The organism is Streptococcus cristatus (assembly GCF_003943515.1).
Classification (GTDB): domain Bacteria; phylum Bacillota; class Bacilli; order Lactobacillales; family Streptococcaceae; genus Streptococcus; species Streptococcus cristatus_D.
In genome coordinates this window covers 119,476-141,407 of record NZ_RJPT01000003.1, presented here as the reverse complement: position 1 = coordinate 141,407, position 21,932 = coordinate 119,476, and the positions used below count along the sequence as shown (strand labels likewise).

Genomic DNA, 21,932 nt, shown 5'->3' with positions numbered 1-21,932 from the left:
TGAGAGGCTAGGACTTTGTCCCAGCCTCATATCTGTTCCATTTGAGGTAAAAAAATCGTGAAGCGCATCCACTTATTTTCAACTGCTTCAAAGCGATAAGTGAGATGGTGCTTTTCTAAAATTTGCTGCACGATAAAGAGTCCCAGTCCTGTACCGCCATCCTTACGATTGCGACTGTAGTCTGGTCGATAAAACGGCTGGAAAATCTGCTGAATCTGTGATTCATCCAACACTCGCTCAGCTTCATTTTCTACAATTAATACTCCATCTTCTAAACGAACCAAGATTTCTCCGCCTTCTACTGTATAATGGAAGGCATTATCAATCAGATTTTTAATAGCTTTCAGTAAATAGGTCTTATTTCCTCGGACTTTTGTTTCTGTAAGTTGGACATTAAATTGATAATGCTTGAGGTCAGCTAGAACCTTGTAGGTACTGATATTTGCTTCAAGCAGCTCTTTGAGAGAGAAGATTTCTCGCTCTGTCTCCATGGTCATTTCTAGCTTTGAAATGGCTAGGATAGACTGAACTAAGCCTGATTGTTCTTCCAATATTTCGCGGCACTTCTGTAGGTATTTGTCCCGATCTTTAAAATCACCCACTCCATAAATCATCCCGTCAATCATTCCCATCATGCTGGTGATGGGGGTCTTGAGTTCGTGGGAGGTCATTCGGAGAAATTCTGCCTTTTCGCGCTCGCTTTCTGCGACTTTCTCATTTTCTAATCGCAGAGCTTCCATACTGGTTAAGAGGTTAGCATATAAGTGATTGATATCCTGAGCCAAATCAGCAATCTCGTCATGCCCTTTCACCTGACAGGAAACGTCTGGAAGCAGACTCGTCATTTGTCGAGTGCTAGAAGAGATATCCTTAATCCGCTGACTGGAGGTCCGACTATAGAGATAGGCGGCAAGCCCACCCAGACTCAGCGACAAGAATAATACAAAGGGATAGAGATTGAGCAAGATCCGACTGGCATCCGAAACGGGTTGCAGGGAATATTCCCCACGCAGGACTACTTCTTTGCCATCTGATGTCCGAAAACTTTCTGACAGGGTCTTACTCTCATAATTGCTATTGGCAATGGTCGGAACAATGGTCAGCTGGAGAGAGCTTTCTCCATTCGTTTCAAGTGCTGGGTAAAGAATCGTATTGTCTTTCGCCAGCAAGGTGAACCAGATCTGATTGCTTTTTTTGCTATAATTGCTCAAGAGCTCACTGATTTCTTGGCTGGACTTTCCCTTGACCTGCTTGGCTACCTGAGCAAACTCACGCTGGGCTTCTCCTCCCTTGACCTGCTGGTAATAAACCGGCATGGCGAAATAGAGAGTGGATAGAACGATCGTCACAACGACAAAGATGATGAAAGTCGTCAAGAGGAAGTTCTTTTTGACAATCTTCACGTGTCTTCTCCTCCAAGCTGATAGCCCATACCTGTGATGGTTTTCAGAGGAATACCTGGAATCTTCTTACGAATATTCTTGATATGATTATCCAGCACCCGGCTGTCCAGCTCGCTGTAACCCCAGATGGTATTCATGAGCTGATCGCGGGTCACTAAGTGATCTTTTCTCTTGGCTAGAGCCTGCAAGATTTCGTACTCTTTCTTGGTCAGAGGCATCTTTTCTTCCTGCCAATAAACAGTACAATCATCGATAGAGACGGTCAATTCACCGACAGTAATCTCTGACGCAACCGTATTTCGTCGCAGAATATTCTCGATCCGTTTGACCAAGATTAGCGGTGAGAAAGGCTTGGTCACATAGTCACTGATGAGGTGGTTAAAGCTGACCAGCTGAGTGTACTCATCATCTAGTGCCGTCAGGATCATGACCGGAATCTGAGAAGTCTTGCGAATTTCCTTGAGGACATCCAGTCCACTCATGGTTGGCAACATCATGTCTAAAATAACTAAGTCAAAAGACTCTGCTTCAAATTGAAGCAAAGCCTCGCCTCCATCAAAGACTGGTGTAACTGCATAGTTACTTTCTTTTAAAAATTCACAAATGACTTGATTGATCGTAGTATCGTCTTCCACTACTAAAATCTTGTGCATATACGCTTGATTCTCCTTTATTTATTCAAATCGCAGGGCTTCAATTGGATCCAGCTTGGATGCTTTCACAGCCGGCAGGAGCCCAAATACTACTCCTATTATACAACAAAAGAGCAAACTTACAAAGACCGAAAATAGAGATAAAATATATGGGTAGGCCAGAGACTGGGTAATAGCAAAGCCAGAGGCGATACCTGCTACCACACCAATAACTCCTCCCATCAGAGTCAGGATGACCGCTTCGATCAGGAACTGCTTGAGAATGATCTTTCGCCGAGCTCCCAGAGCCTTTTTAATCCCGATTTCACGTGTCCGCTCTGTCACTGAGACCAGCATGATATTCATAACCCCAATACCTCCGACTAAGAGGGAGATGCTGGCAATACCCGCTAGCAAGACAAAGTTAGACTGGTTGAGGTTATCCAATTGACGCTCAAATTCTTGCAGATTTAACACACCAAACATATAGTCTGACTGAGGCATCTGCTGATTGAGATAGTCACTAACTTTCTTAGCCACCTTTTTCAAATCATCGGCTTTGTGGGTCTGAACGGTGACTTCTGGACTGACATTGATGGTATCAAAAATCCGATGCCATTGTTGCAGAGGAATATAGGCCACCTTTTCCGAACCAGAGGTTAAGCCACTCTGCTCAGTAGACTCAAAGACGCCGATAACTTTAAAAGGATTGCCCTTGACTTCTACATACTTACCGATACCATCCCCCTTAGGAAAGAGGGTATCATAAAGAGACTTTTCTAGGTAGGTTACTTGCTCTTGATTTTTGAAGGCTTCAGAGTCAAAGCCCTCCCCTTCCAACAGTCGTTGCTGCTTGATATCAGCTACTGACTGGGAAACTGCCTGAACCTTGCCAGATGACTTTTGACTGAGATAGTAAATCTTTTCGTCCGCCCCATAGGTCATCAAAGCATTTTTAACTCCAGGAATTTCCTTGATTTTGGATAAGACATCCTCTCCCATGAAGGGAATGTAGGAAGGCTTCTGCGCTTGGGATTTCTCTGGGATAGAGGGATCGATGGCGCTTTTCTTATCGTAAACAACCTTAATGGTATTATTAGTGCCACCGATCAGCTGGCGCTTGGTATTTTCTGTATTTCCTTCAATGATAGAAAAGATAGCAATAATAGCGCCAATCCCGATGATAATCCCCAGCATGGTCAGCATAGAGCGCATTTTGTGGGACAGGATTGAGTTTAGAGCTACAAAAATATCTTCCATATAGCCCCCTTCTATCCTAATGCCCGAGTCTCTATATTACCGTCCCGCAAGACAACCGTTTGCTTGCAAAGCTGAGCCACTTCCGGCTCGTGGGTAATGATGACAATGGTCTTGCCTTGTTCATTAAATTGCTTGAAAAGCTCCATAATCTGAACACTGGTCTTGGTATCCAGCGCCCCAGTCGGCTCGTCTCCCAAGATAAAGCTGGGATTGGTCACAAGGGCACGCGCAATGGCTACCCGTTGCTTTTGACCGCCGGACAGCTCCATCGGCTTGAAGTCACTTCTTTCTTCCAGACCGACCAGTCGTAGCATTTCCAAAGCGCGCTCGCGTCGCTCTTTTTTAGGAACTTTCATGTAAGTCAGAGGCAGTTCAACATTCTGACAGGCTGTCAGCTTGGGCATGAGGTTGAAATTCTGGAAAACAAAGCCAATTTTCTGATTACGCAAATCAGATAGTTGGTTGTCGGATAAGTCAGAGACGTCAGTTCCTTCGATATGATAAGAACCTGCGCTAGCCTTGTCCAAACAGCCGATAATGTTCATCAAAGTGGACTTACCTGATCCAGACGGCCCCATGATCGCTAGAAAATCCCCCTCTTTCACATGCAAATCAATTCCTTTCAAAATCGGAAATTCCTGACTGCCCTGTTGATAAGATTTGTGGATGTTCTTAAGCTTTAACATTCTGTCCTACCTCCATTCCGTCTTTCATGCCTTCTCTAGGCGTCGAAATGGTATCATTCATAGTCAAGCCTTCTGTAATCTCTACCAAACGGTCAGAGACTTTCTTGATCTTGACTTCCTTCATTTTCACCTTTTTACCCTCTACCTTCCAGACATAGGTCTTGCCATTTTTACTGAAAGTATAGGCCTTATTGACGACAACTTTGCCGGCTTCAGGAGCATTTTCTACGACATTGACATAAGAATGGGAGCCTACAAGTGGCATTTCACCGCCTTGATCCAGCTCGACAGTATAAGGGAACTTGCCTTGGTTGGGGTTTTCCTGTTGTTTATTTCCACCATTGCTATTTCCAGCATTCGCAGTTGTCAAGGTGCCGACCTGAGTGACGGTGCCACTCCAGCGCTTCTTAGGATCCTTGCGATCTACAATATCTACTCTCTGACCCACGCTCAGCTTCTCACGGTCAAATTCGCTGACAGTTCCTTTTACCAAAGTCTTGGACTTGTCCATGATTTCGATAAAGGTTTCTTCTTCCTTTTTAGCTTTGGACTGAGTCGGAAGATCTTCGTTCATAGAGGTAATGGTTCCCGCTGTATCAGCCGTCACGGTATCATATTTCATGCGGTCTGATTCCGTCTGAGCTGTCACCTGAGCCTTTTCAGCCTCAATCTGCGCATTCGTTACTTCATTGTCAGCAGTCTTAGCGTCACTTAGCGCTTGAGCCAGCTCATCTTCAGCAGATTTTATCTGATCTAACAAAGATTCATCCTTACTAGAATTGTATTTATTCCTAAGGGCATTGAGACTAGCCAGCTTACGGTTATAAGTTTCCCATTTGATTGATGCGCTGGTTTGAGCAGTCGTAATGCCGTTGGCCTTAGCTTGAGCATCATACTGAGCAGACTGAGCTGTCAATTCCTGAGACGTCACATAGGAAAAGAGGGGCTGCCCTTGTGTAACAGTATCGCCATTTTTGACGAATACTTCCTTAACTTCACCTTTTGATGGGTCAATCTTGACCTTACTACTATTGTTAGCAACTACTTCTCCAGATAAAACCAGGCTTGTTTTTTTACTGTTATTGACAGCATCCTGGACCGTCAGAGAATCAATCTTATTATCAACCATTTGCATGGCCTGTTTTTGATTAACCTGATTGAGAAGTACATAGCCTCCCAGCCCAGCACAAGCGAGAATGACCGTGCTGCCCAATATTATGGTTTTACGATTCATTTTTTTTCTTTGAAACATATTGCCTCCAACCTACAAGTTCTAACTTTTATTTATCAGTTGATTCAGATTCATCTGTTGGTAATTCTTCTCCATCCGCTGGGATTTGAATTACATTTCCATCCGGCATGGTGTACTCTGTCACTTCCTTGCCGTCTACTGTTTTCGTTTTTTGATCAACAGCATCTTTCTTAAAATCTACTTTTTTCCCATCGCTAATTTCTTTATTGTCAGCATTCTTAGAACCACATGCAGCTAGGAAAAAGACAGACATTCCGATAAGAGTTACAAGCATAGCGAATTTTTTTACGTTCATTTGATTTCTCCTTTGTTTTAGAAAACAGGAATTTTGAGCTTTCCTGATCGTATTTGTTTTTTTGAACAATTCCATTCTATCAAAGTGTTCTATCCCCTTCCTACCCACCATCTGTTTTTTATCTATTTTTTAATAAAATTGGAGATTGTCCTCTAGATACAGGACTTTTCCTATCCAAACAGCTTCTTAAGTCGTTTTATGGTATAATAGATTGATTTTAAAAAATGAGGTGGAAACATGACTCAAACAGTTTATTTTGGAACATACACCCGACGAGTTTCCAAAGGAATTTATAAGGCGGATTTTGATACTGAAAAGGGACAACTCTCAAACTTAGAATTAGTAGCCGAAGAGCCAAGCCCCACTTATCTAGCCTTTGACCAAGCTGGTCATCTGTACACCGTTGGTTCAAAAGACGGACAAGGCGGGATTGCGGCCTATAACCAACAGAGACATCTTCTCAATCATGTGGTTGAAGAAGGCGCGCCTCTTTGCTATGTTGCTGTAGATAATGAAAGAGGTCTTGTCTACGGAGCTAACTACCACAAGGGACAAGTGCTGATCTACAAGCAACAAAAAGATGGCAGCCTAAAACTGGCTGATTCAGACACCCACATCGGGCAAGGACCCCACGCCAATCAAGCCTCTGCTCATGTCCACTATGCTGACTTGACTCCCGATCAATATCTAGTTACCTGCGACCTCGGAACAGACCAAGTCACCACCTACGATGTGACGGAAGACGGACAACTAAACAAACTGGCCACCTACACATGTGCTGCTGGGGCCGGGGCACGTCACATTGTCTTTCATAACCACTATAAAATTGCTTACCTTATCTGCGAACTAAATTCTACTATCGAAGTATTGATTTATGACGGCGTTGGTCAGTTTGAACACATGCAGACCGTCTCAACTCTCCCAGAAGAATTTAAAGATTTTAACGGAACTGCAGCCATCCGCCTTTCAGCAGACGGTAAATTCCTCTATGGCTCTAACCGTGGCCATGACTCAATAGCGGTTTATCAAATTCTAGCTGATGGAAGCCTACAGCTCGTTGAAATCACGCCAACAAAGGGCAAAAATCCACGTGATTTCAATATCACCCCTGACCAAAACTACCTCATCGCTGTTCACCAAGACTCGGACAATGCAACTATTTTCAAACGCGATCCTGAAACAGGCCGATTAACAGAAATTTCTCATGATTTCTATGTGCCAGAAGCTGTCTGCGTGACCTTCCAATAATCAAAAGAAAATTATCAAAGGAGCATTCAAAATGAATCCAGTAGAATTGTTTAATCAAGTAAAAGAATTGATCGAAAAGAAAGATTTTGATGCAGCTAAGAAGTTTGTCGAAGACCACAAGGATGAGCTGGGCGAATACTTAGATAAGGCAAAAGATTTAGTAGCAAATTCAAAAGGGCTCAACGACGTCATCAACAAAGTTAAGTCTATTTTCTAAAATCTTAATTAAAAAAAGCTGTTGGATGAAAATCCAACAGCTTTTTTATTTGATCGAGCCTTATTTAGTCCATTTCCGATTCATAAAAACATGTAATTCTTCCAGTCGTTCGCTTGTCAAGGGTTGAGCAACCCTTTTATAAACTATCTTATTAGCAAGAGGGAGTTGACCATTTACATAGGTCGTGATTTCTATATCGCTTTCACTAAAAAATGCTCCATAGTAATCTTCCCGAACCACAACTGTCTGCCCTTTTTCCTCAAGATAGGCATAATGGTTCACCGGAACATAAACCGTAAAAAATATCCCAAGAATAGGAGAAAATGCCACTAACAATACTCCTAGAGCAAGAGCGGGATAAAGAACCCACCTATATCTTTTTACCAATAAATAGAAAGCGAGAAACAAAAAGGGAAAAGCAAACCATGGGCTGAACCGAGGATACCAGAATATACTGGTAATTATAAGAAATAATAGAACTGCCAAAAGTGCCAGAGAGCATGATTTGCGTTTATAAGCCAAAAAGAGGCCTATAAATAAAACAGTAAGAGCTAGCCACTCTCTGCTTAGGATATACAAAATGAAATACAACATCCCAAAAGTCTCCCCTTATTTATTAAAAATCCCTTGAGTTAGCCTCAAGGGATTTGCTTCATTCCATTAGAAGGAATTATTTTTTCAAGTTGTAGAATGATTTCAATCCACGGTATTCAGCAACTTCACCAAGTTGATCTTCGATACGAAGCAATTGGTTGTATTTAGCAATACGGTCTGTACGTGAAAGTGAACCAGTCTTGATTTGTCCTGCATTAGTTGCAACTGCGATGTCAGCGATTGTTGAATCTTCAGTTTCACCTGAACGGTGTGATACAACGGCAGTATAACCAGCTTCTTTTGCCATTTCGATAGCGTCGAATGTTTCAGTAAGAGTACCGATTTGGTTAACTTTGATAAGGATTGAGTTAGCTGCGCCTTCTGCAATACCTTTTTCAAGGTAAGAAGTGTTTGTTACGAAGAAGTCGTCACCAACCAATTGAACTTTACCACCAAGACGTTCAGTAAGAGCTTTCCAACCATCCCAGTCGTTTTCGTCCATACCATCTTCGATAGTGATGATTGGATATTTGTTTACCAATTCTTCAAGGTAGTCGATTTGTTCTGCAGCAGTACGTACAGCAGCTCCTTCACCTTCGAATTTAGTGTAGTCGTATACTTTACGTTCTTTATCGTAGAATTCTGATGAAGCACAGTCAAATCCGATAAATACGTCTTTACCTGGAACATAACCAGCAGCTTCGATAGCAGCAATAATAGTTTCTACGCCATCTTCAGTTCCTTCGAAACGAGGAGCAAATCCACCTTCGTCACCAACAGCAGTTTCCAAACCACGAGATTTAAGAATTTTCTTAAGAGCGTGGAAGATTTCAGCACCCCAACGAAGAGCTTCTTTGAATGATGGTGCACCAGCAGGTACGATCATGAATTCTTGGAAAGCGATTGGAGCGTCAGAGTGAGAACCACCATTGATGATGTTCATCATTGGAGTTGGAAGAACTTTAGTGTTGAATCCACCAAGGTAGCTGTAAAGTGGGATTTCAAGGTAGTCAGCAGCAGCACGAGCTACAGCGATAGACACACCAAGAATTGCGTTCGCACCCAATTTACCTTTGTTTGGAGTACCGTCCAAAGCGATCATTGCACGGTCGATAGCTTGTTGGTCACGTACATCGTAACCGATAATAGCTTCAGCGATAACGTTGTTCACGTTGTCAACTGCTTTTTGTGTACCAAGACCGCCGTAACGAGATTTGTCACCATCACGAAGTTCAACTGCTTCGTGTTCACCAGTAGAAGCTCCTGAAGGAACCATACCACGTCCGAAAGCACCTGATTCAGTATAAACTTCTACTTCAAGTGTTGGGTTACCGCGTGAGTCTAGGACTTCGCGAGCATAAACATCAGTAATAATTGACATTTTGACTCTCCTTATTGTTTAAAATTATTTACTAGTCTATGATACCTCAAAAGCGCTTTTTTTTCAAGGAAAAACAGCAGCTTTGCTTGAAAAATCACAATTTTTAAAATGCAATCGGTTACATTCTATCTTTTTCTTAACAGTTTGAAAATCAGAAATCCTTTATTTATGATATACTAGAAATATGACAGATCTAAATAACATTATCATGGAAAAATCTCAGGGAAATGCTAAGCTCAATCCTGATGAACAGCGCAAATTTTTGGAAACTTTTGAAGAGCGGGTGATTGCTTACTGCTCTATTTCGGATGCCAATTCCTCGCTTCTAAAGAAGCATTTTAAAGAAATAGTCGAATACATCACTGAAAGCTACCATCCCGTCACAGTCAAAATATCTCCTGAAGTCATATCCAGCCAGCAGGTTTTCTACCTAAAAACCGCCAAAGATTTAGGCTGCGAGGCCACCATCGTCTCTGCTTTTTGCCAATCCTCTCCTTTTGGTTTGGTGATTCATAGCGATCATCCTGTGACCATAGAAGAAAAGGACTTGAGCAAACAATTTGCCGACATCCTCCACCCAGCAGAGAGTAAACCATCTACCCACAAGAAAACCTCCCTTTGGAAAAAAATGTTTCATAAATGACAAATTTAGAGAAATTATTTGCCTTTTTCGAGGCGGAAAATCAGCGTGACTGGGACATTTATCAAACTTGTTTAGACGAGCATGTCGTCTGGGAGCTGCATGGAGAATCCTCAGAAATCATTCAGGGAAAAGAAGCCTACCTCCACAGGATAAAGGAGGCCTATCAGAACAGTTCCGCACAGTTTAGTTGCCAATACTATCACAGCAATTCTGAGCAAAGTCGGATTCTAACAATTTTGGTTAATGACCACGGGGAACTTTCCTGCGATCTATTTGAATTTGCAAACGGCTTAATCGTCAAAGAAATCGAATATTTACTGAAAAAGAGGCTGGGACAAAAGTCCTAGCCTCTCAATTGTCTTTAGATTGTCGAGCAAGACGCAGTGGTTGAGCGGGCTCTACTACGCTGATTTCATCAGCTTTTACAGCCCTGCTCAACTGTGCGGAGGTGGGACGACGAAATCGAATTCTAACCAATTACCGATTTCTGTCCCACTCTCTTTTTTTGATGGCTAATAGGTTGCCAATATTGCAAGCTGTACGAACCAGATTTTCCCTCGCTTGAGCTAAGGTTACGTCCAAATCCGCCACTTGCGAGATAATGGGAAAAGCTGCATGGATATTCTCCCTAGGAAATGGAGGCAAATCATCAGCCAAACTGCCACAGATCGCAAGAACAGGAATCTCTTTTGGCGTCCGCCTTGCTACCCCAACTGGAGCCTTTCCGGCCAAGGACTGCTTATCCATGCGGCCCTCACCAACAACAACTAAGTCCGCTTCTTTAACCTTGCGGTCAAAATCCAGCAAATCCAGGCAGGTATCAATTCCTGACACGACTTTCCCCTTGGCAAATGTGACTAGCCCTGCTGCCATGCCTCCTCCTGCACCAGCACCAGCTTGGGTGAAAATCTGCGGATTGGCCAGTTCATAGAAGTTCCTCATTTCCTGATCGACAGATGAAAGAAGCCATTCAGACAGGCCTTTCTGTCGTCCAAAGACCTGAGTCGCTCCCTGCTGCCCACATAAAGGACTGGAAACATCTGTCAAAATTTCGATGTCAATATCATCCAAGCAAGCTGGAACATGTTCCGCAGAAATTCGGGCAACTCTCCCTAAAGAAGAGCCGACAGGCCGCAGTCGATGATTGTTTTCATCAAAAAAGTCATAGCCCAGACCAGCTGCTATACCGATTCCACCATCATTCGTTGCCGAGCCGCCAACACCGACCAGAATCTTCCTGACTCCATTTTCAGCCAGGTGAAGAATCAGCTCTCCCAGACCTCTGGTTTCCAAGTCTAAAGGATTGCGTTTTTCCTTAGGAATTAAAGCCAGTCCCACTAAATCTGCCATTTCAAAAAGGGCTAGCTGGTCTTGTCTAGCATATTTCATTTCGACTGGCTGGCCAAAAGGTCCAGTCACCCAATGACGAAACTCTTTTAGCTTCATAGCAGAAATCAAGGCAGCCACAGTCCCTTCGCCGCCATCTCCAATAGGCAGTAAGTCAAAAGTCACCTCTGGCAAGGCTTGGGAAAAACCTTCTTTCAAGGCTTCTGCTACCTGAGCGGCAGACAAACTTTCCTTAAAAGAATCTGGTGCTAACAAGATATGCATCGTGCCTCCTATTTTTCCTTCCCATCTAAAATATCCATTACTTGATAGAGGTCATAAACATTGATTTGATAGGGTGCTTGCTCTCTTACAATTGGCTTGGCATTAAAAGCAATTCCAATACCTGCCGTTTGAATCATGGGCAAATCATTGGCGCCATCCCCCATAGCAATGGTTTGATTTAATTCCAAATTGTTTTCTTGAGCCCATTCTTTCAGCATCTGAACTTTAGTATCTTTGCTAACAATGTCTCCCAACACATGACCTGTAAGCAAGCCATTCTTGATTTCTAAGCGATTGGCCTTTACATAGTCAATTCCTAGCTCTTCAGCCAGTCTATCCACCGTTTCATGAAAGCCACCTGAAACCAAGCCAACCTTGTAGCCCCGCGCATGCAGCTCATCTACTAATTTTTTGGCGCCAGGCGTGAAATGAATCTTGTCAGCTATCCGAGAAAAGATAGTTTCCGGAAGTCCCGCCAAAAGTGAAACCCTCTCCCGTAAGGCAGCCTCGAAATCTAATTCCCCGCGCATAGCTCGCTCAGTGATAGCAGCCACTTGCTGCCCAACTCCAGCTTCCTCGCCCAGCAAATCAATGCCCTCTTCCATAATAAGCGTGCTATCGACATCCATCACCAATAAGCCTTTGACCCGACTCATCTGTTCACCTCATGTTTTCTATGATTTGTTGTATTATACAGGATTTTCAGTGACAAGACAAGCTAGATTGCAAAGAAAAAAGTTCCCGAAGGAACTTTCTTAGAAGCGAATATTTTCGCGTGTTTTTTCATATGAATTGATAAAACGAGCTGAAACTCCAGGCTCAACAACATCCAAGGCTTTTGAAATAATTTCCAAAGATTTTGCGTAATCAAATTCAACTTCAAAAGCATGAAGGGATTCATTGAAGGCTGCCTGCACATTGTCATCAAATGAACGATAACGGTTAGAGTATTGTAGCAACTGCTCTGTTAAGGTAGAATTTCGAACGATTCGATATGTCTCTTCTTCCAATTCATTCATTGTATTTGCCAGAATCTCTAACCAGCGGTTAACAGATTCGATATTCACACGAGTTGCCTCCAACTCTCTAGCCAGCTCCTCAATATAGTCGCTTGCTCCAAAGAAAATTGTTAAGAAGGACTCTGGAATACCCGGTAAATTACGTTTTTCCATAAATCGCTTAATCGTATGCAATTTATTGGCGTAAATCGTAACTTTTTGACGGGCATTGACATCGTCTTTTTCGATCTTTTCTAGCTGCTCACCAAGTTCAATCTGTTCATCTTCGATTTCTTTCAATCGGTCTTGAATAGCTTCCAACTCTTCTCTAACCACTGAGAAAGGTTTCTTCATTTCAGCTGTATCTTCAAGTGAAGAGTGAACGACTGCTTCTTGAGCAGATAATTCAGATTTCAAATCTTTGATATGATTTATTTCAGGCTCTGGTAGCAAGAAGGAATGTGATAAACGTTCCATTTCGCTTTGAAGCTGTTGGTTATTCTCTTTAGTGTGTTCTAGGTAGTCAGGAAGGTAGTTCACCAACTTCTCAACGACTTTATGAGCCTCAATTTCTCGAGTAAAGATGGCATACAGAGCATCGATTTCCTCTTGAATTTGTTCATTCTCATACAAGGCATTATCCAACTCCAACGCCGCAATATTTTCTTCATTTCGTTTCAAACTGGCACGAAGTTGTTGGAAACGCGCCTCTAAGTCAGTCTCAATAAAATGATAATTGGTTTCCAATAATTTACGGTAGCCAGACTCCAAATCTTCTAATTGATCTGGTAATTTCTCAGTCAAGTCTTCTACAATTGCTGGAACTTTTTCGACGATCTGTGTTAGTGCCAAGATACGATCTTCTGTTTTGTCTAAGATTTCTGCCGCTTCCACAGGATCCCCTGAAGAGTTGAGAGTAACAAATTGAGAGAAATCAGACTCAATATTTTCCATTTGCTTCTGAATTTCTGCAAGAGCTCGTCCATAGGCGTCAGGATTGCTAGCCACAGTATGCTGCAAATTTTCAAACAGATCCAGAGCGTGTAAAACTCGTCCGCTATTTTTAGATTCTTGTTTTTTCAGATCTTCTAAAGCTTGACGAATTGCATGAATATCTTCACTGATTAAATCAATTTGGCTTTCAATGTTTTCAATCGCATGCTTGGCTTTGAGGAAACGGAAAGAATTATTGTAGCCCTCTGCCTCAAAGAGATTGTTCTCAATATCAGCAAATGAATTTAAAGAGAGGTCTACCCATTTTTGATTCCATTCACGGAAAGTCACTTGACTTTGCCCAATCAAATGTAAATTTTTAACTTCTTCCACTTCATCATTCACGGGAAGATTGTAAAGTTCCTCTTTTTTCTCCTCCAAACTTCGAAGCTTCGCTTCATTTCGTTTTCTCATATAGATAGCAGTAAAATAGCCTAAAATTAATAGTGCCGCTACTACAATAATGAGAATAATCAGTCCATTAGACATATAAAACTCCTTCATTCTTTTACTAAAAAGCAAACACATTGATTATATCACAAATTTATCTGTAATGGTTGTTTTTTCTAACTTTTTAGACATCAAGTGTGCTATATACTGCATTTTTTTCGATAAAATCACGACGAGGCTCTACACGATCTCCCATCAGCATATCAAAAATCTTATCAGCTTCTGCTGCATCATCGACAGAAACTCGCGCCATTAGGCGGTGTTCTGGGTTCATGGTCGTTTCCCACAACTGATGGTCATCCATTTCTCCCAAACCTTTGTAGCGCTGAATCGTCGGCTTAGAGCGACCTTCGCTATAGCGCTCGAGAGCAGCTTGCAGTTCTTCTTCTTGATTAGCACCTGGCTGGATGTATTCTTTTACCTCGCTACCGACCTTGACACCATAGATTGGTGGTTGGGCGATGTAGACATAGCCTGCTTCCAGAACCGGCTTCATGTAGCGGTAAATCAAAGTTAGGAGCAAAGTCCGAATGTGAGCTCCATCCACATCCGCATCGGTCATGATGACTAATTTATGATAGCGAGCTTTGCTGACATCAAAGTCCGCTCCAAAGCCCGTTCCCATAGCAGTAAAGAGACTGCGAATTTCTTCATTAGCCAAAATCTTATCCATGCTAGCTTTTTCAACGTTGAGAATCTTACCGCGAATCGGCAAAATAGCCTGAAATTCACGGTTACGCCCAGACTTAGCTGAACCACCCGCTGAGTCTCCCTCCACGATGAAGAGTTCTGTTTCCTGTGGGTTGTTGGACGAGCAATCAGCCAATTTCCCTGGCAGATTAGAGATTTCCAATCCAGACTTCTTGCGGGTTACTTCACGAGCTCGCTTAGCAGCAATTCTAGCCTTAGAAGCCAAAATTCCCTTTTCAACGATTTTTCGAGCCACCGCAGGATTTTCCAAAAGAAAATCCGAGAAAGCTTCACTAAAGAGGCGATTCGTAATCTTGACCACTTCGCTATTGCCCAGCTTGGTCTTGGTCTGACCTTCAAACTGAGGGTTAGGATGCTTGACAGAAATGACCGCTGTCAGTCCCTCACGCACATCTTCCCCAGTCAGATTGTCCTCATTTTCTTTGAGAAGCTTGTTTTTCTTGGCATAGTCATTGATAACCCGTGTCAGGGCTGTCCGGAAGCCTTGCTCATGCGTTCCACCCTCGTGGGTGTGGATGTTATTAGCAAAGCTCATGACTGTTTCATGGTAGCCAGTCGTATACTGCATAGCTACTTCAACCGTAATGTCGTCCATTTCGCCGTCGGTATAGATCGGCGTTTCAAAGATTACATCCTTGTTTTCATTGATGTATTGGACATAGCTGGCAATCCCACCCTCATAGTGGTAATCCTTGACCTGCTCCATTCCATCCCGCTTATCTGTGATGGAAATTCTAAGGCCACGATTGAGGAAGGCCAGTTCTTGTACCCGCTTATTGAGCTTTTCAAAGTCAAATTCTACTGTTTCAGTGAAAATCTCTGGATCTGGTGTAAAGTGGACTGTCGTACCTGTACGATCTGTCTCACCGATGACTTCTAGATCCGCGACTACATGACCTCGACGGTATTCTTGGTAATGAATCTGGCCGTTTTTATAAACGCGGACATCTAGCTGAGTAGACAGGGCATTTACAACGGAAGAGCCTACACCGTGCAGACCTCCTGAGACCTTGTAGCCACCACCGCCGAATTTTCCTCCTGCGTGAAGGACAGTAAAGACAGTTTCCACAGCTGGGCGACCTGTTTTCTCCTGAATGTCAACGGGAATGCCTCGACCATCGTCAACAACTGTAATCGAATTATCTTTTTCAATAAAGACTTGAATATGAGTGGCAAAGCCAGCCAAGGCCTCATCAATCGAGTTGTCAACAATTTCCCATACTAAGTGGTGCAGACCTTCCTTGGAGGTCGAACCAATATACATACCAGGGCGCATCCGAACGGCTTCTAAGCCCTCCAAGACCTGAATCTGACTGGCGTCATATTCTTGCGCTTGTATGTCTTGTTGCTTTTCTTCTGTCATGTTATTCCTTTTCTAGTTCAATATCTACAAATTCTTCAAGATTTCTCATATTATCAAAGAGATAGCAGCTAAATCCTGCCGCCTGACCAGCTTCGATATCAATCGGTCGATCTCCTATAACCAGCCCAGACTGAATCTGGTACTTGTCTTTTAAATACAGCATAGACTCAGGATCTGGCTTACGTTTAAAACCATTAATAGCCGTCACTACTTCTGTAAAATAAAGACCAATCTGCGTCTTCTGCAAAATCTCTAACACCTGATCATCTCGGTGAGAAATCAAAAAGTTTCTGCCACCTTGCTGGATAATTTGCGCCAATAATTCTGATGCACCGTCAAATAAAATCGGATGCTCTAATGCCTTAGCCTCGTTGGCCTTATAAGCCTTTAAAAATTCCTTGTTTCTAGGGGCAAACTGGCGGACTGCATACTCTGTCGAAACCTTGAGAGCCTTATAAACTTCATCATGACTCGCAGTTAGACCAAAGTCCTGCAAGGTATGGACAAAAGCTGCGGTAGAAGTCCCATAATTATCCAAGAGAGTCCCACCTAAATCCCAGATGTAATCTTGATAATTCATACCCTTTATTATACCATATTTTTTGAAAAAAAGGGGCTTTTATTTATGATGAAATAGCATATTTTCATAGATTTTTCATCCAACTTAGACAGAAAAAATTCACTCGAAAATCGAGTGAATTTTTTACTTCTCAAAAACGTCTTTAAAAAGCATAGAACTTGCCAATTGATCCGCATCTCCACCTAGCTGGTGAACCAACTCATAGGCAAAAGGCAGGGCTGTAGATGGGCCACGGCTGGTGATTAACTTTCCATCTACGACAACGGTCTGCTTCTGATAGCTACCCTTCTCAATGTTGGCTTCCACTCCATCATAGCAAGTGAAGTTCTTGCCATTCAGCAGGCCTGCGCGGTCAAGGGCAATAGGAGCCGCACAAATCGCTGCGACAAATTTATCTTCTGCTTGAAATTCCTGTAGAACTTCCATTAGGCGGTCATCATCTCGCAGATTTGTTGATCCTGGCATACCGCCTGGAAGAACAACCATATCATAGGCAGATAGATTCCCATTCCAGACTTGATCCGCTTTGACAGTAATCTGATGAGAACCTGTCACAGCCTCCTCAAAACCAATCATATCACAGATAAAGCCTGCGCGACGCAAGACATCAACAACGGTGAGAGCTTCTATTTCTTCAAAGCCATTGGCTAACATAAGAGCTACTTTTTTCATATAAAACACCTTTCTAGGATACGAGGTATCCATTTCTTATTTTATTTTTCTAAGGACAATTTTTTTACGAACAGACGGAGTCACCGCATGCTTCTCTTCTTCTAGGCTATTTTGATAAGAGACAGACAGTAAGAGACCGATTCCGATGAGATTGCTGACAATGGAGGACCCCCCTTGAGAAATGAAGGGGAGAGGAATCCCTGTCAAAGGCAAAATCCCTGTCACAGCACCAATATTTTCAAAAATATGAAAGAGCAGCATCATAATGAGACCGGTCGAGATATAGGTATAGAACTGATTGTTGGACTTGATAGTAATCTGAAGCATACGATGAATCAAGAACAGATAAATAACAATCACCAAACTCGAACCAAGAAAACCAAAATCCTCTGCAATTACAGTGAAAATCATATCACTTTCACGGACAGGTACTAGAAGATTTGAGACATTAAATCCTTGACCTAGCAAACCACCACTTCCAATAGCAATCTGTCCTTGTGCCTGCTGATAAGTTACTGTCTGAGCATATTCAAATGGATGGAGCCAGGCTGAGATCCGATTGATCTGGTAAGTCGGCATCCCTAACCCATGGAGAAAAGCACGGCCACCATTTGAAATAAAGATCAACATAAAGACAGTAAAAAGAAGGGATACTGTCAAGAAAACCGGTAGAATAATCTTCCACGAAACACCAGATAAGAGAACAATGCCGCAGTAAATCGCAGCAAATACTAGAGCTGTCCCCAAATCACTCTGCAAGGCTAAAAGAAACAAGACTGGCAAGGTGTATAATGCTAATTTTACAATCAAAAAGAGATCTAAAGCAATGGTTCGCTCATAGTTCTTATTTTGCTGCAGAAACTTCACTACGACTCGTGACAGCATTAAAATATAAGAGATTTTCATAAATTCAGATGGCTGAAAGAGAGTAACCCCGCGAATAGATACCCAGTTTTTCGCCCCTGTAGAAGCCACTAAGCTCTCACTATAAAATACAAGCGGAAGAACCATAAGTCCTAAGCCTAAAACATACAGAAAAGGCGTCATCTTCCAAAGAAACTTAGTGTTAAAAAACATAACGATAAAGCTAATCAGAAAGCCTAATAAAATCCAAACTACTTGCTGACCAACAATCTGCAAGACATTATTTGGATAATCATGACTAACCGCTATATAAATAGCTGTAACTCCGATTGATAGTAAGAGCAAGACAGGTAAAAGCAAGCTGTAATCAATCCGAGACTCAAATGTTCTTCGCTGTGAAGGCATAATTTTCCTTTCTTACAAAAAATATTGGATAATCAAGCTAGAAACTGCGACGCAGAACCAAGCAAAAGCTCCAGTTAATAAAGGTCCCGCTCCAGCCTCCCTGAACTGTTTGAATGAAACCTTGGCTCCAATCCCGGCTAAGGCCATAGCCATCAGCCATTGAGACAACAGCTTTGTGTAAGGAACTAGATTTGATGGGAAAATTCCCAAACTACTCACTACAGAAGCCAAGACAAACCACAAAATAAACCAAGGAAAAATCTTCTTGAGGTCTACTTTTTGAGCTGACCGCTTATCTCGAACATAGCGATAGCCTGCAAAGATGAGACAGGCGGGTACAATCATCAGCGCTCGGCTTAGTTTGACAATGGTTGCCAAATCGCCCGCCGCTTGACTGTAAGTATAACCTGCCGCGACGACTGACGAAGTATCATTGATGGCCGTCCCTGCCCAAGTCCCAAAATAGGCATCGGACATTTGCATGAGATGCCCCAGAAAAGGAAAGATGAAAACAGCTAAAATATTGAAAAAGAAGATGGTTGAAATGGAAAGAGCAATATCCTCTTCTTCTGCTTCTAAAATAGGCGAAGCTGCTGCAATAGCCGATCCACCGCAGATAGCCGTTCCAAAGCCAATCAAAATGGTTAAAACACGTCTCATTTTGAAGAATTTCCCAGCGGCATAAGCCGCCAAAAAAGTGATCAAAATAGTCAAAATACTAATCTTCAGAGAGGATAAGCCCGTTACAGAGACCTTGCCGATTGACATGGAAAAGCCTAAAAAGATAATAGAATATTGAAGCAGTTTCTTTCCTGAATAGGTCAAGCCCGGCTGAAAGGAGTCTGGTAGTTTCCATAAATTACTAAGCAAAATTCCTAAAACAATGGCAAAAACACTGGATCCAATCAGCGGAAACCAATTCCCTAAATAAATGGCAATAGCTGCTATTGCAAATGATAGAGCAATTCCTGGTAGATTCTTTTTCATGTCATAACCTTCTTTCTATTCTTTTCATTATAGCAGATTTTTGGCATCAGTGCCGAGAAAATTTGCAATCATTTAGAAAAACAGCCAGATAAAATTGACTGTTTTCAAGCAGTTTTAGTCGAAAAATTCTTTTAATTCCTTTACAATATCCCGCTGAGAAAGCATTTCTAAAGATGCCAGCTGATTTAGATTTTGCTGGATTTGCCGACCGTAACGTTTGGTTGAAATACGCTTGTCCAAAAGAATAACCGCCGACTTCTGGTGTTCATTACGACGGGTTCGCCCCATGGCCTGCTTCAATCGTAAAATAGCTGACGGTAACTGATAATCGTAAAAAGGATTTTTGCCTTCTTCCTTCAGATGATGATTGATTTTTTGAACAAAAAAATCTTTGGGATTGTCAAAAGGAATCCGCGTGATGAGCTGAATGATTTGCTCTTGCTGAGCAAAATCCGCTCCTTCCCAAAAACTGCCTGCTCCTAGCAAGATGGGCGCCTCTCCCTTATCAAAACGACGCTTGATATTGGCTGGCTCGCCGTTCTTATACTGGGCCAAATGTGGCAAGGTCAGCTGGTCTGAAGTGGCCAGCAATAAATCCTTGGAGGTAAAGAGAACCACCATCGGCAGATTCAGTAGAGCTAAGCTCTCCAAGCTTGCAACAATCCCCTCAGCATATTCCTGCGTTGATAACTCCACCACATCTGAAAAATCAAGATCTAAAAAAAGTTTTTGCAGGGGCTTCTTTTGCTGAGGAAGTTTGTAAAAATGATAATCCTTAAAACCTAGTAATTGAGGCAAATTCACCTTGGAACTAATCTCCAAAGTAGAAGAAACTAAGATTACCTTAACTGTATCAGGCAGGAAATCCTTAAATCTCATCAGTTCTGAGCGCCCAGCATGAAGCCTTGTCACCCGATGGTCTGCAAATTGTTCTTCCGTTAGCCAATAGTATTGGTACTTGATTGAAAACAATTCCCTGAGCTCTGGCAGCAAGCTCTCATCCAGCTCAGACACATCCTGACGTAGCTTGGCTATCTTCTGGGAATCCAATTCACTGGTCTTACCCCGCTGCTTTTCAGCAGCATCCGCCAATTCAAATTGGATGCTTTGCAAGAGGCGTTCTTGTAAAATCCGTTTTTCTGTCTGCAGAGCCTGACTGATAGTTTGCAATTGTTTGGTCAAATTGATACTGGCCTGCGAAAAACTTTCCAAGGCAAAAAACATTTTCTGGGCCTCGTCCACCACCAGCGTCCGATTGTCCAGCAAAGACTGGTCATCTTCAAGGCGCGTCAAAAGATAAGCATGATTGGTAATCACGACACGACTGCTAGCTGCCTTGACCTGCCCCAGTCGCCAAAAATCCTCTTCATAAAAAAGTGAATGCTTACTTAATTTCCCATCATGGCGTATCTGACTAAAGTAAGACTCGAAACGATAAGCTTGACCGATTTCATTTAAATCACCCGTCTCGGTCTCTGTCAGCCAAACCAAAAGCTGCATTTTGCAACGATTAACAAGTCGATTATCATCCAAGACCGATAGACTTTGATAAAAATGATCTAATTTCAGATAATTTTCGGAACTTTTGAGATTATGGAAGGAGATATGAAAGACTTCCTCTAAGAGTCGGCCTTCCTTTTGCATCAGCTGGTCCTGTAAAATCTTCGTCGGAACGGTCACCAAAACTCTTTCCTGACCATGAACTAAAATAGGTAATAAATAGCCAAAGGTCTTGCCAAGTCCTGTCTGAGCCTCCAAAAAGCTAGCCGCAGTCTGACTAAGTGCCTCAGTCACATACTGCGCAAATCTCAGCTGGTCGGGGCGCTCGTCCAGCCCCAGCAGATAAAGGTTGGTTAGAAAGTCCTGCGAAAGTTTCTTTTCAGGCGGCAGGATTCTTGGCTTTTTCAAAAAGATACCATGCGTCTCTTGCAAAGCCTGACCAGAATAGTCTGGCATCGACTGAAAAATCTCTTCGATCGCTAACCGTGACTCATAGATGAGACTATCGGAAAATTCCAGCACCTTCTCCAGCAAAGCTTTTGGCAGTCCAGCCATCTTTTTCTGGATTTTTAGAAATAGCTGAGCTGTTGCCTGAGCATCTGCTAAGGCGGTATGAGCATTTTCCAGAGGAATCTCCAGAAGCTCGCATAGATTTCCTAAGGCATATTTATCAAAGGTCGGGTAAAAAACCTGAGCCAGTTCCACCGTATCCACTCTCGGAGTCAGCAGGTCAAAGCCTTCCCAAAAGAGAGCTTCTGCCAATAAATTGGCATCAAACTTGACATTATGAGCGACAAAAATCGCATCTTCAATCAGTTCATAAACTTCACGGGCAACCTGTGAAAAATCCGGAGCTTGGCGTAAGCGCTGATCATCCAATCCTGTCAGCTGTTTAATATGCTCATCCAGATCCTCATGCGGATTCACATCTGTTTCATACGTTTGGCAAATCACCCCATTTTCAATGATGACAATGCCGATTTGAATAATTTTTGCATTGCTGTTCGCACTTGTAGCCTCCAAGTCGATGACAGCATATTTATAGTTCGATTGTGTCATACTGCTATGATTATATCACAAATGCCAGCTTGAAACATCTGAAAATAAGCTGAGCCTCAAAATTAATTTTGTGCAAAATTTCTGCTTTTTTGTTACACTCTTTAGTGAGAAAACATACGCAAAGGAAG

Annotated in this window: 21 protein-coding genes; 4 read left to right on the top strand and 17 right to left on the bottom strand. The window is 42.5% G+C overall.

Features of this window, described 5'->3' with window-relative positions; genetic code table 11:
- Positions 1-26: 26 nt before the first annotated feature.
- From D8791_RS05030 to D8791_RS05005, 6 genes are read right to left on the bottom strand one after another with little or no spacing between them, the layout of a single operon-like run.
- Entirely contained in the window at positions 27-1,403 is a 1,377-nt protein-coding gene (locus D8791_RS05030; RefSeq protein WP_125446504.1) for a sensor histidine kinase, read from the bottom strand.
- Positions 1,400-2,056 (bottom strand): response regulator transcription factor, encoded by a 657-nt coding sequence (locus tag D8791_RS05025; RefSeq protein ID WP_015604682.1) that lies wholly within the window; start codon positions 2,054-2,056, stop codon positions 1,400-1,402. The genes D8791_RS05030 and D8791_RS05025 overlap by 4 nt, the downstream gene beginning before the upstream one ends.
- Positions 2,057-2,077: 21 nt before the next feature.
- Entirely contained in the window at positions 2,078-3,295 is a 1,218-nt protein-coding gene (locus D8791_RS05020; RefSeq protein WP_125446503.1) for an ABC transporter permease, read from the bottom strand.
- An 11-nt stretch (positions 3,296-3,306) separates the two neighbouring features.
- Positions 3,307-3,981 carry an ABC transporter ATP-binding protein gene (locus D8791_RS05015; protein ID WP_005589728.1) on the bottom strand — a complete coding sequence of 225 codons (675 nt, stop codon included), beginning with the start codon at positions 3,979-3,981 and terminating at the stop codon, positions 3,307-3,309.
- On the bottom strand, positions 3,968-5,233 hold the full coding sequence (locus D8791_RS05010; RefSeq protein WP_125446502.1) for an efflux RND transporter periplasmic adaptor subunit: 1,266 nt from the start codon (positions 5,231-5,233) through the stop codon (positions 3,968-3,970). Before D8791_RS05010 ends, D8791_RS05015 begins: the two co-directional genes overlap by 14 nt.
- Positions 5,234-5,261: 28 nt before the next feature.
- Positions 5,262-5,528, bottom strand: coding sequence for a hypothetical protein (locus D8791_RS05005; protein WP_005592220.1), 267 nt, complete (start codon positions 5,526-5,528; stop codon positions 5,262-5,264).
- A gap of 237 nt (positions 5,529-5,765) precedes the next feature.
- Between D8791_RS05005 and D8791_RS05000 the strand changes: the two genes are divergently transcribed.
- Entirely contained in the window at positions 5,766-6,776 is a 1,011-nt protein-coding gene (locus D8791_RS05000) for a lactonase family protein (RefSeq protein WP_125446501.1), read from the top strand.
- A gap of 31 nt (positions 6,777-6,807) precedes the next feature.
- Positions 6,808-6,993: a hypothetical protein gene (locus tag D8791_RS04995; RefSeq protein ID WP_005589722.1), complete on the top strand. Its 186-nt coding sequence runs from the start codon at positions 6,808-6,810 to the stop codon at positions 6,991-6,993.
- Positions 6,994-7,053: 60 nt separating this feature from the next.
- On the opposite strand, the gene D8791_RS04990 is transcribed toward D8791_RS04995, so the two are convergent.
- Together D8791_RS04990 and eno are read right to left on the bottom strand one after the other, a co-directional pair.
- A complete protein-coding gene (locus D8791_RS04990; RefSeq protein WP_125446500.1) occupies positions 7,054-7,587 on the bottom strand; it encodes a hypothetical protein in 534 nt (177 codons plus the stop codon).
- Between the two features lie 76 nt (positions 7,588-7,663).
- Entirely contained in the window at positions 7,664-8,968 is a 1,305-nt protein-coding gene (eno, locus tag D8791_RS04985) for a surface-displayed alpha-enolase (RefSeq protein WP_015604660.1), read from the bottom strand.
- A 184-nt stretch (positions 8,969-9,152) separates the two neighbouring features.
- On the opposite strand from eno, the gene D8791_RS04980 reads away from it, so the two are divergent.
- On the top strand, positions 9,153-9,611 hold the full coding sequence (locus D8791_RS04980) for a DUF1694 domain-containing protein (RefSeq protein WP_125446499.1): 459 nt from the start codon (positions 9,153-9,155) through the stop codon (positions 9,609-9,611).
- Positions 9,608-9,958, top strand: coding sequence for a nuclear transport factor 2 family protein (locus D8791_RS04975; protein WP_125446498.1), 351 nt, complete (start codon positions 9,608-9,610; stop codon positions 9,956-9,958). Before D8791_RS04980 ends, D8791_RS04975 begins: the two co-directional genes overlap by 4 nt.
- Positions 9,959-10,088: 130 nt before the next feature.
- Here D8791_RS04975 and D8791_RS04960 read toward each other — a convergent pair whose 3' ends face one another.
- From D8791_RS04960 to D8791_RS04920, 9 genes are all read right to left on the bottom strand, one after another.
- On the bottom strand, positions 10,089-11,222 hold the full coding sequence (locus D8791_RS04960; RefSeq protein ID WP_125446497.1) for a glycerate kinase: 1,134 nt from the start codon (positions 11,220-11,222) through the stop codon (positions 10,089-10,091).
- Positions 11,223-11,230: 8 nt separating this feature from the next.
- Positions 11,231-11,878 (bottom strand): phosphoserine phosphatase SerB, encoded by a 648-nt coding sequence (gene serB / locus D8791_RS04955; RefSeq protein ID WP_125446496.1) that lies wholly within the window; start codon positions 11,876-11,878, stop codon positions 11,231-11,233.
- Positions 11,879-11,977: 99 nt separating this feature from the next.
- Positions 11,978-13,702, bottom strand: coding sequence for a septation ring formation regulator EzrA (gene ezrA, locus D8791_RS04950; RefSeq protein ID WP_125446495.1), 1,725 nt, complete (start codon positions 13,700-13,702; stop codon positions 11,978-11,980).
- Between the two features lie 85 nt (positions 13,703-13,787).
- Positions 13,788-15,737, bottom strand: a complete 1,950-nt coding sequence (gene gyrB / locus D8791_RS04945) for a DNA topoisomerase (ATP-hydrolyzing) subunit B (protein WP_125446494.1) — start codon at positions 15,735-15,737, stop codon at positions 13,788-13,790.
- Between the two features lies 1 nt (position 15,738).
- Complete coding sequence (locus tag D8791_RS04940) at positions 15,739-16,317, bottom strand: HAD-IA family hydrolase (RefSeq protein ID WP_185760562.1); 579 nt, start codon at positions 16,315-16,317, stop codon at positions 15,739-15,741.
- 123 nt (positions 16,318-16,440) lie between these two features.
- Entirely contained in the window at positions 16,441-16,989 is a 549-nt protein-coding gene (locus tag D8791_RS04935; RefSeq protein WP_125446492.1) for a DJ-1 family glyoxalase III, read from the bottom strand.
- Positions 16,990-17,025: 36 nt separating this feature from the next.
- A complete protein-coding gene (locus tag D8791_RS04930) occupies positions 17,026-18,258 on the bottom strand; it encodes an FtsW/RodA/SpoVE family cell cycle protein (protein WP_125446491.1) in 1,233 nt (410 codons plus the stop codon).
- A 12-nt stretch (positions 18,259-18,270) separates the two neighbouring features.
- On the bottom strand, positions 18,271-19,245 hold the full coding sequence (locus D8791_RS04925; RefSeq protein ID WP_125446490.1) for a YeiH family protein: 975 nt from the start codon (positions 19,243-19,245) through the stop codon (positions 18,271-18,273).
- 114 nt (positions 19,246-19,359) lie between these two features.
- Positions 19,360-21,804: a bifunctional DnaQ family exonuclease/ATP-dependent helicase gene (locus D8791_RS04920; protein ID WP_125446489.1), complete on the bottom strand. Its 2,445-nt coding sequence runs from the start codon at positions 21,802-21,804 to the stop codon at positions 19,360-19,362.
- Positions 21,805-21,932 lie beyond the last annotated feature (128 nt).

Coding starts and splice junctions, on each gene's coding strand:
- D8791_RS05005 (WP_005592220.1), bottom strand. CDS start 5,528: ATGAACGTAAAAAAATTCGCTATGCTTGTAACTCTTATCGGAATGTCT.
- D8791_RS05015 (WP_005589728.1), bottom strand. CDS start 3,981: ATGTTAAAGCTTAAGAACATCCACAAATCTTATCAACAGGGCAGTCAG.
- D8791_RS04930 (WP_125446491.1), bottom strand. CDS start 18,258: ATGCCTTCACAGCGAAGAACATTTGAGTCTCGGATTGATTACAGCTTG.
- D8791_RS04990 (WP_125446500.1), bottom strand. CDS start 7,587: ATGTTGTATTTCATTTTGTATATCCTAAGCAGAGAGTGGCTAGCTCTT.
- D8791_RS04995 (WP_005589722.1), top strand. CDS start 6,808: ATGAATCCAGTAGAATTGTTTAATCAAGTAAAAGAATTGATCGAAAAG.
- D8791_RS05020 (WP_125446503.1), bottom strand. CDS start 3,295: ATGGAAGATATTTTTGTAGCTCTAAACTCAATCCTGTCCCACAAAATG.
- serB (WP_125446496.1), bottom strand. CDS start 11,878: ATGAGTCGGGTCAAAGGCTTATTGGTGATGGATGTCGATAGCACGCTT.
- D8791_RS04960 (WP_125446497.1), bottom strand. CDS start 11,222: ATGCATATCTTGTTAGCACCAGATTCTTTTAAGGAAAGTTTGTCTGCC.
- D8791_RS05025 (WP_015604682.1), bottom strand. CDS start 2,056: ATGCACAAGATTTTAGTAGTGGAAGACGATACTACGATCAATCAAGTC.
- D8791_RS05000 (WP_125446501.1), top strand. CDS start 5,766: ATGACTCAAACAGTTTATTTTGGAACATACACCCGACGAGTTTCCAAA.
- D8791_RS04925 (WP_125446490.1), bottom strand. CDS start 19,245: ATGAAAAAGAATCTACCAGGAATTGCTCTATCATTTGCAATAGCAGCT.
- D8791_RS04935 (WP_125446492.1), bottom strand. CDS start 16,989: ATGAAAAAAGTAGCTCTTATGTTAGCCAATGGCTTTGAAGAAATAGAA.
- gyrB (WP_125446494.1), bottom strand. CDS start 15,737: ATGACAGAAGAAAAGCAACAAGACATACAAGCGCAAGAATATGACGCC.
- D8791_RS04920 (WP_125446489.1), bottom strand. CDS start 21,804: ATGACACAATCGAACTATAAATATGCTGTCATCGACTTGGAGGCTACA.
- eno (WP_015604660.1), bottom strand. CDS start 8,968: ATGTCAATTATTACTGATGTTTATGCTCGCGAAGTCCTAGACTCACGC.
- ezrA (WP_125446495.1), bottom strand. CDS start 13,702: ATGTCTAATGGACTGATTATTCTCATTATTGTAGTAGCGGCACTATTA.
- D8791_RS05010 (WP_125446502.1), bottom strand. CDS start 5,233: ATGTTTCAAAGAAAAAAAATGAATCGTAAAACCATAATATTGGGCAGC.
- D8791_RS04975 (WP_125446498.1), top strand. CDS start 9,608: ATGACAAATTTAGAGAAATTATTTGCCTTTTTCGAGGCGGAAAATCAG.
- D8791_RS04940 (WP_185760562.1), bottom strand. CDS start 16,317: ATGAATTATCAAGATTACATCTGGGATTTAGGTGGGACTCTCTTGGAT.
- D8791_RS04980 (WP_125446499.1), top strand. CDS start 9,153: ATGACAGATCTAAATAACATTATCATGGAAAAATCTCAGGGAAATGCT.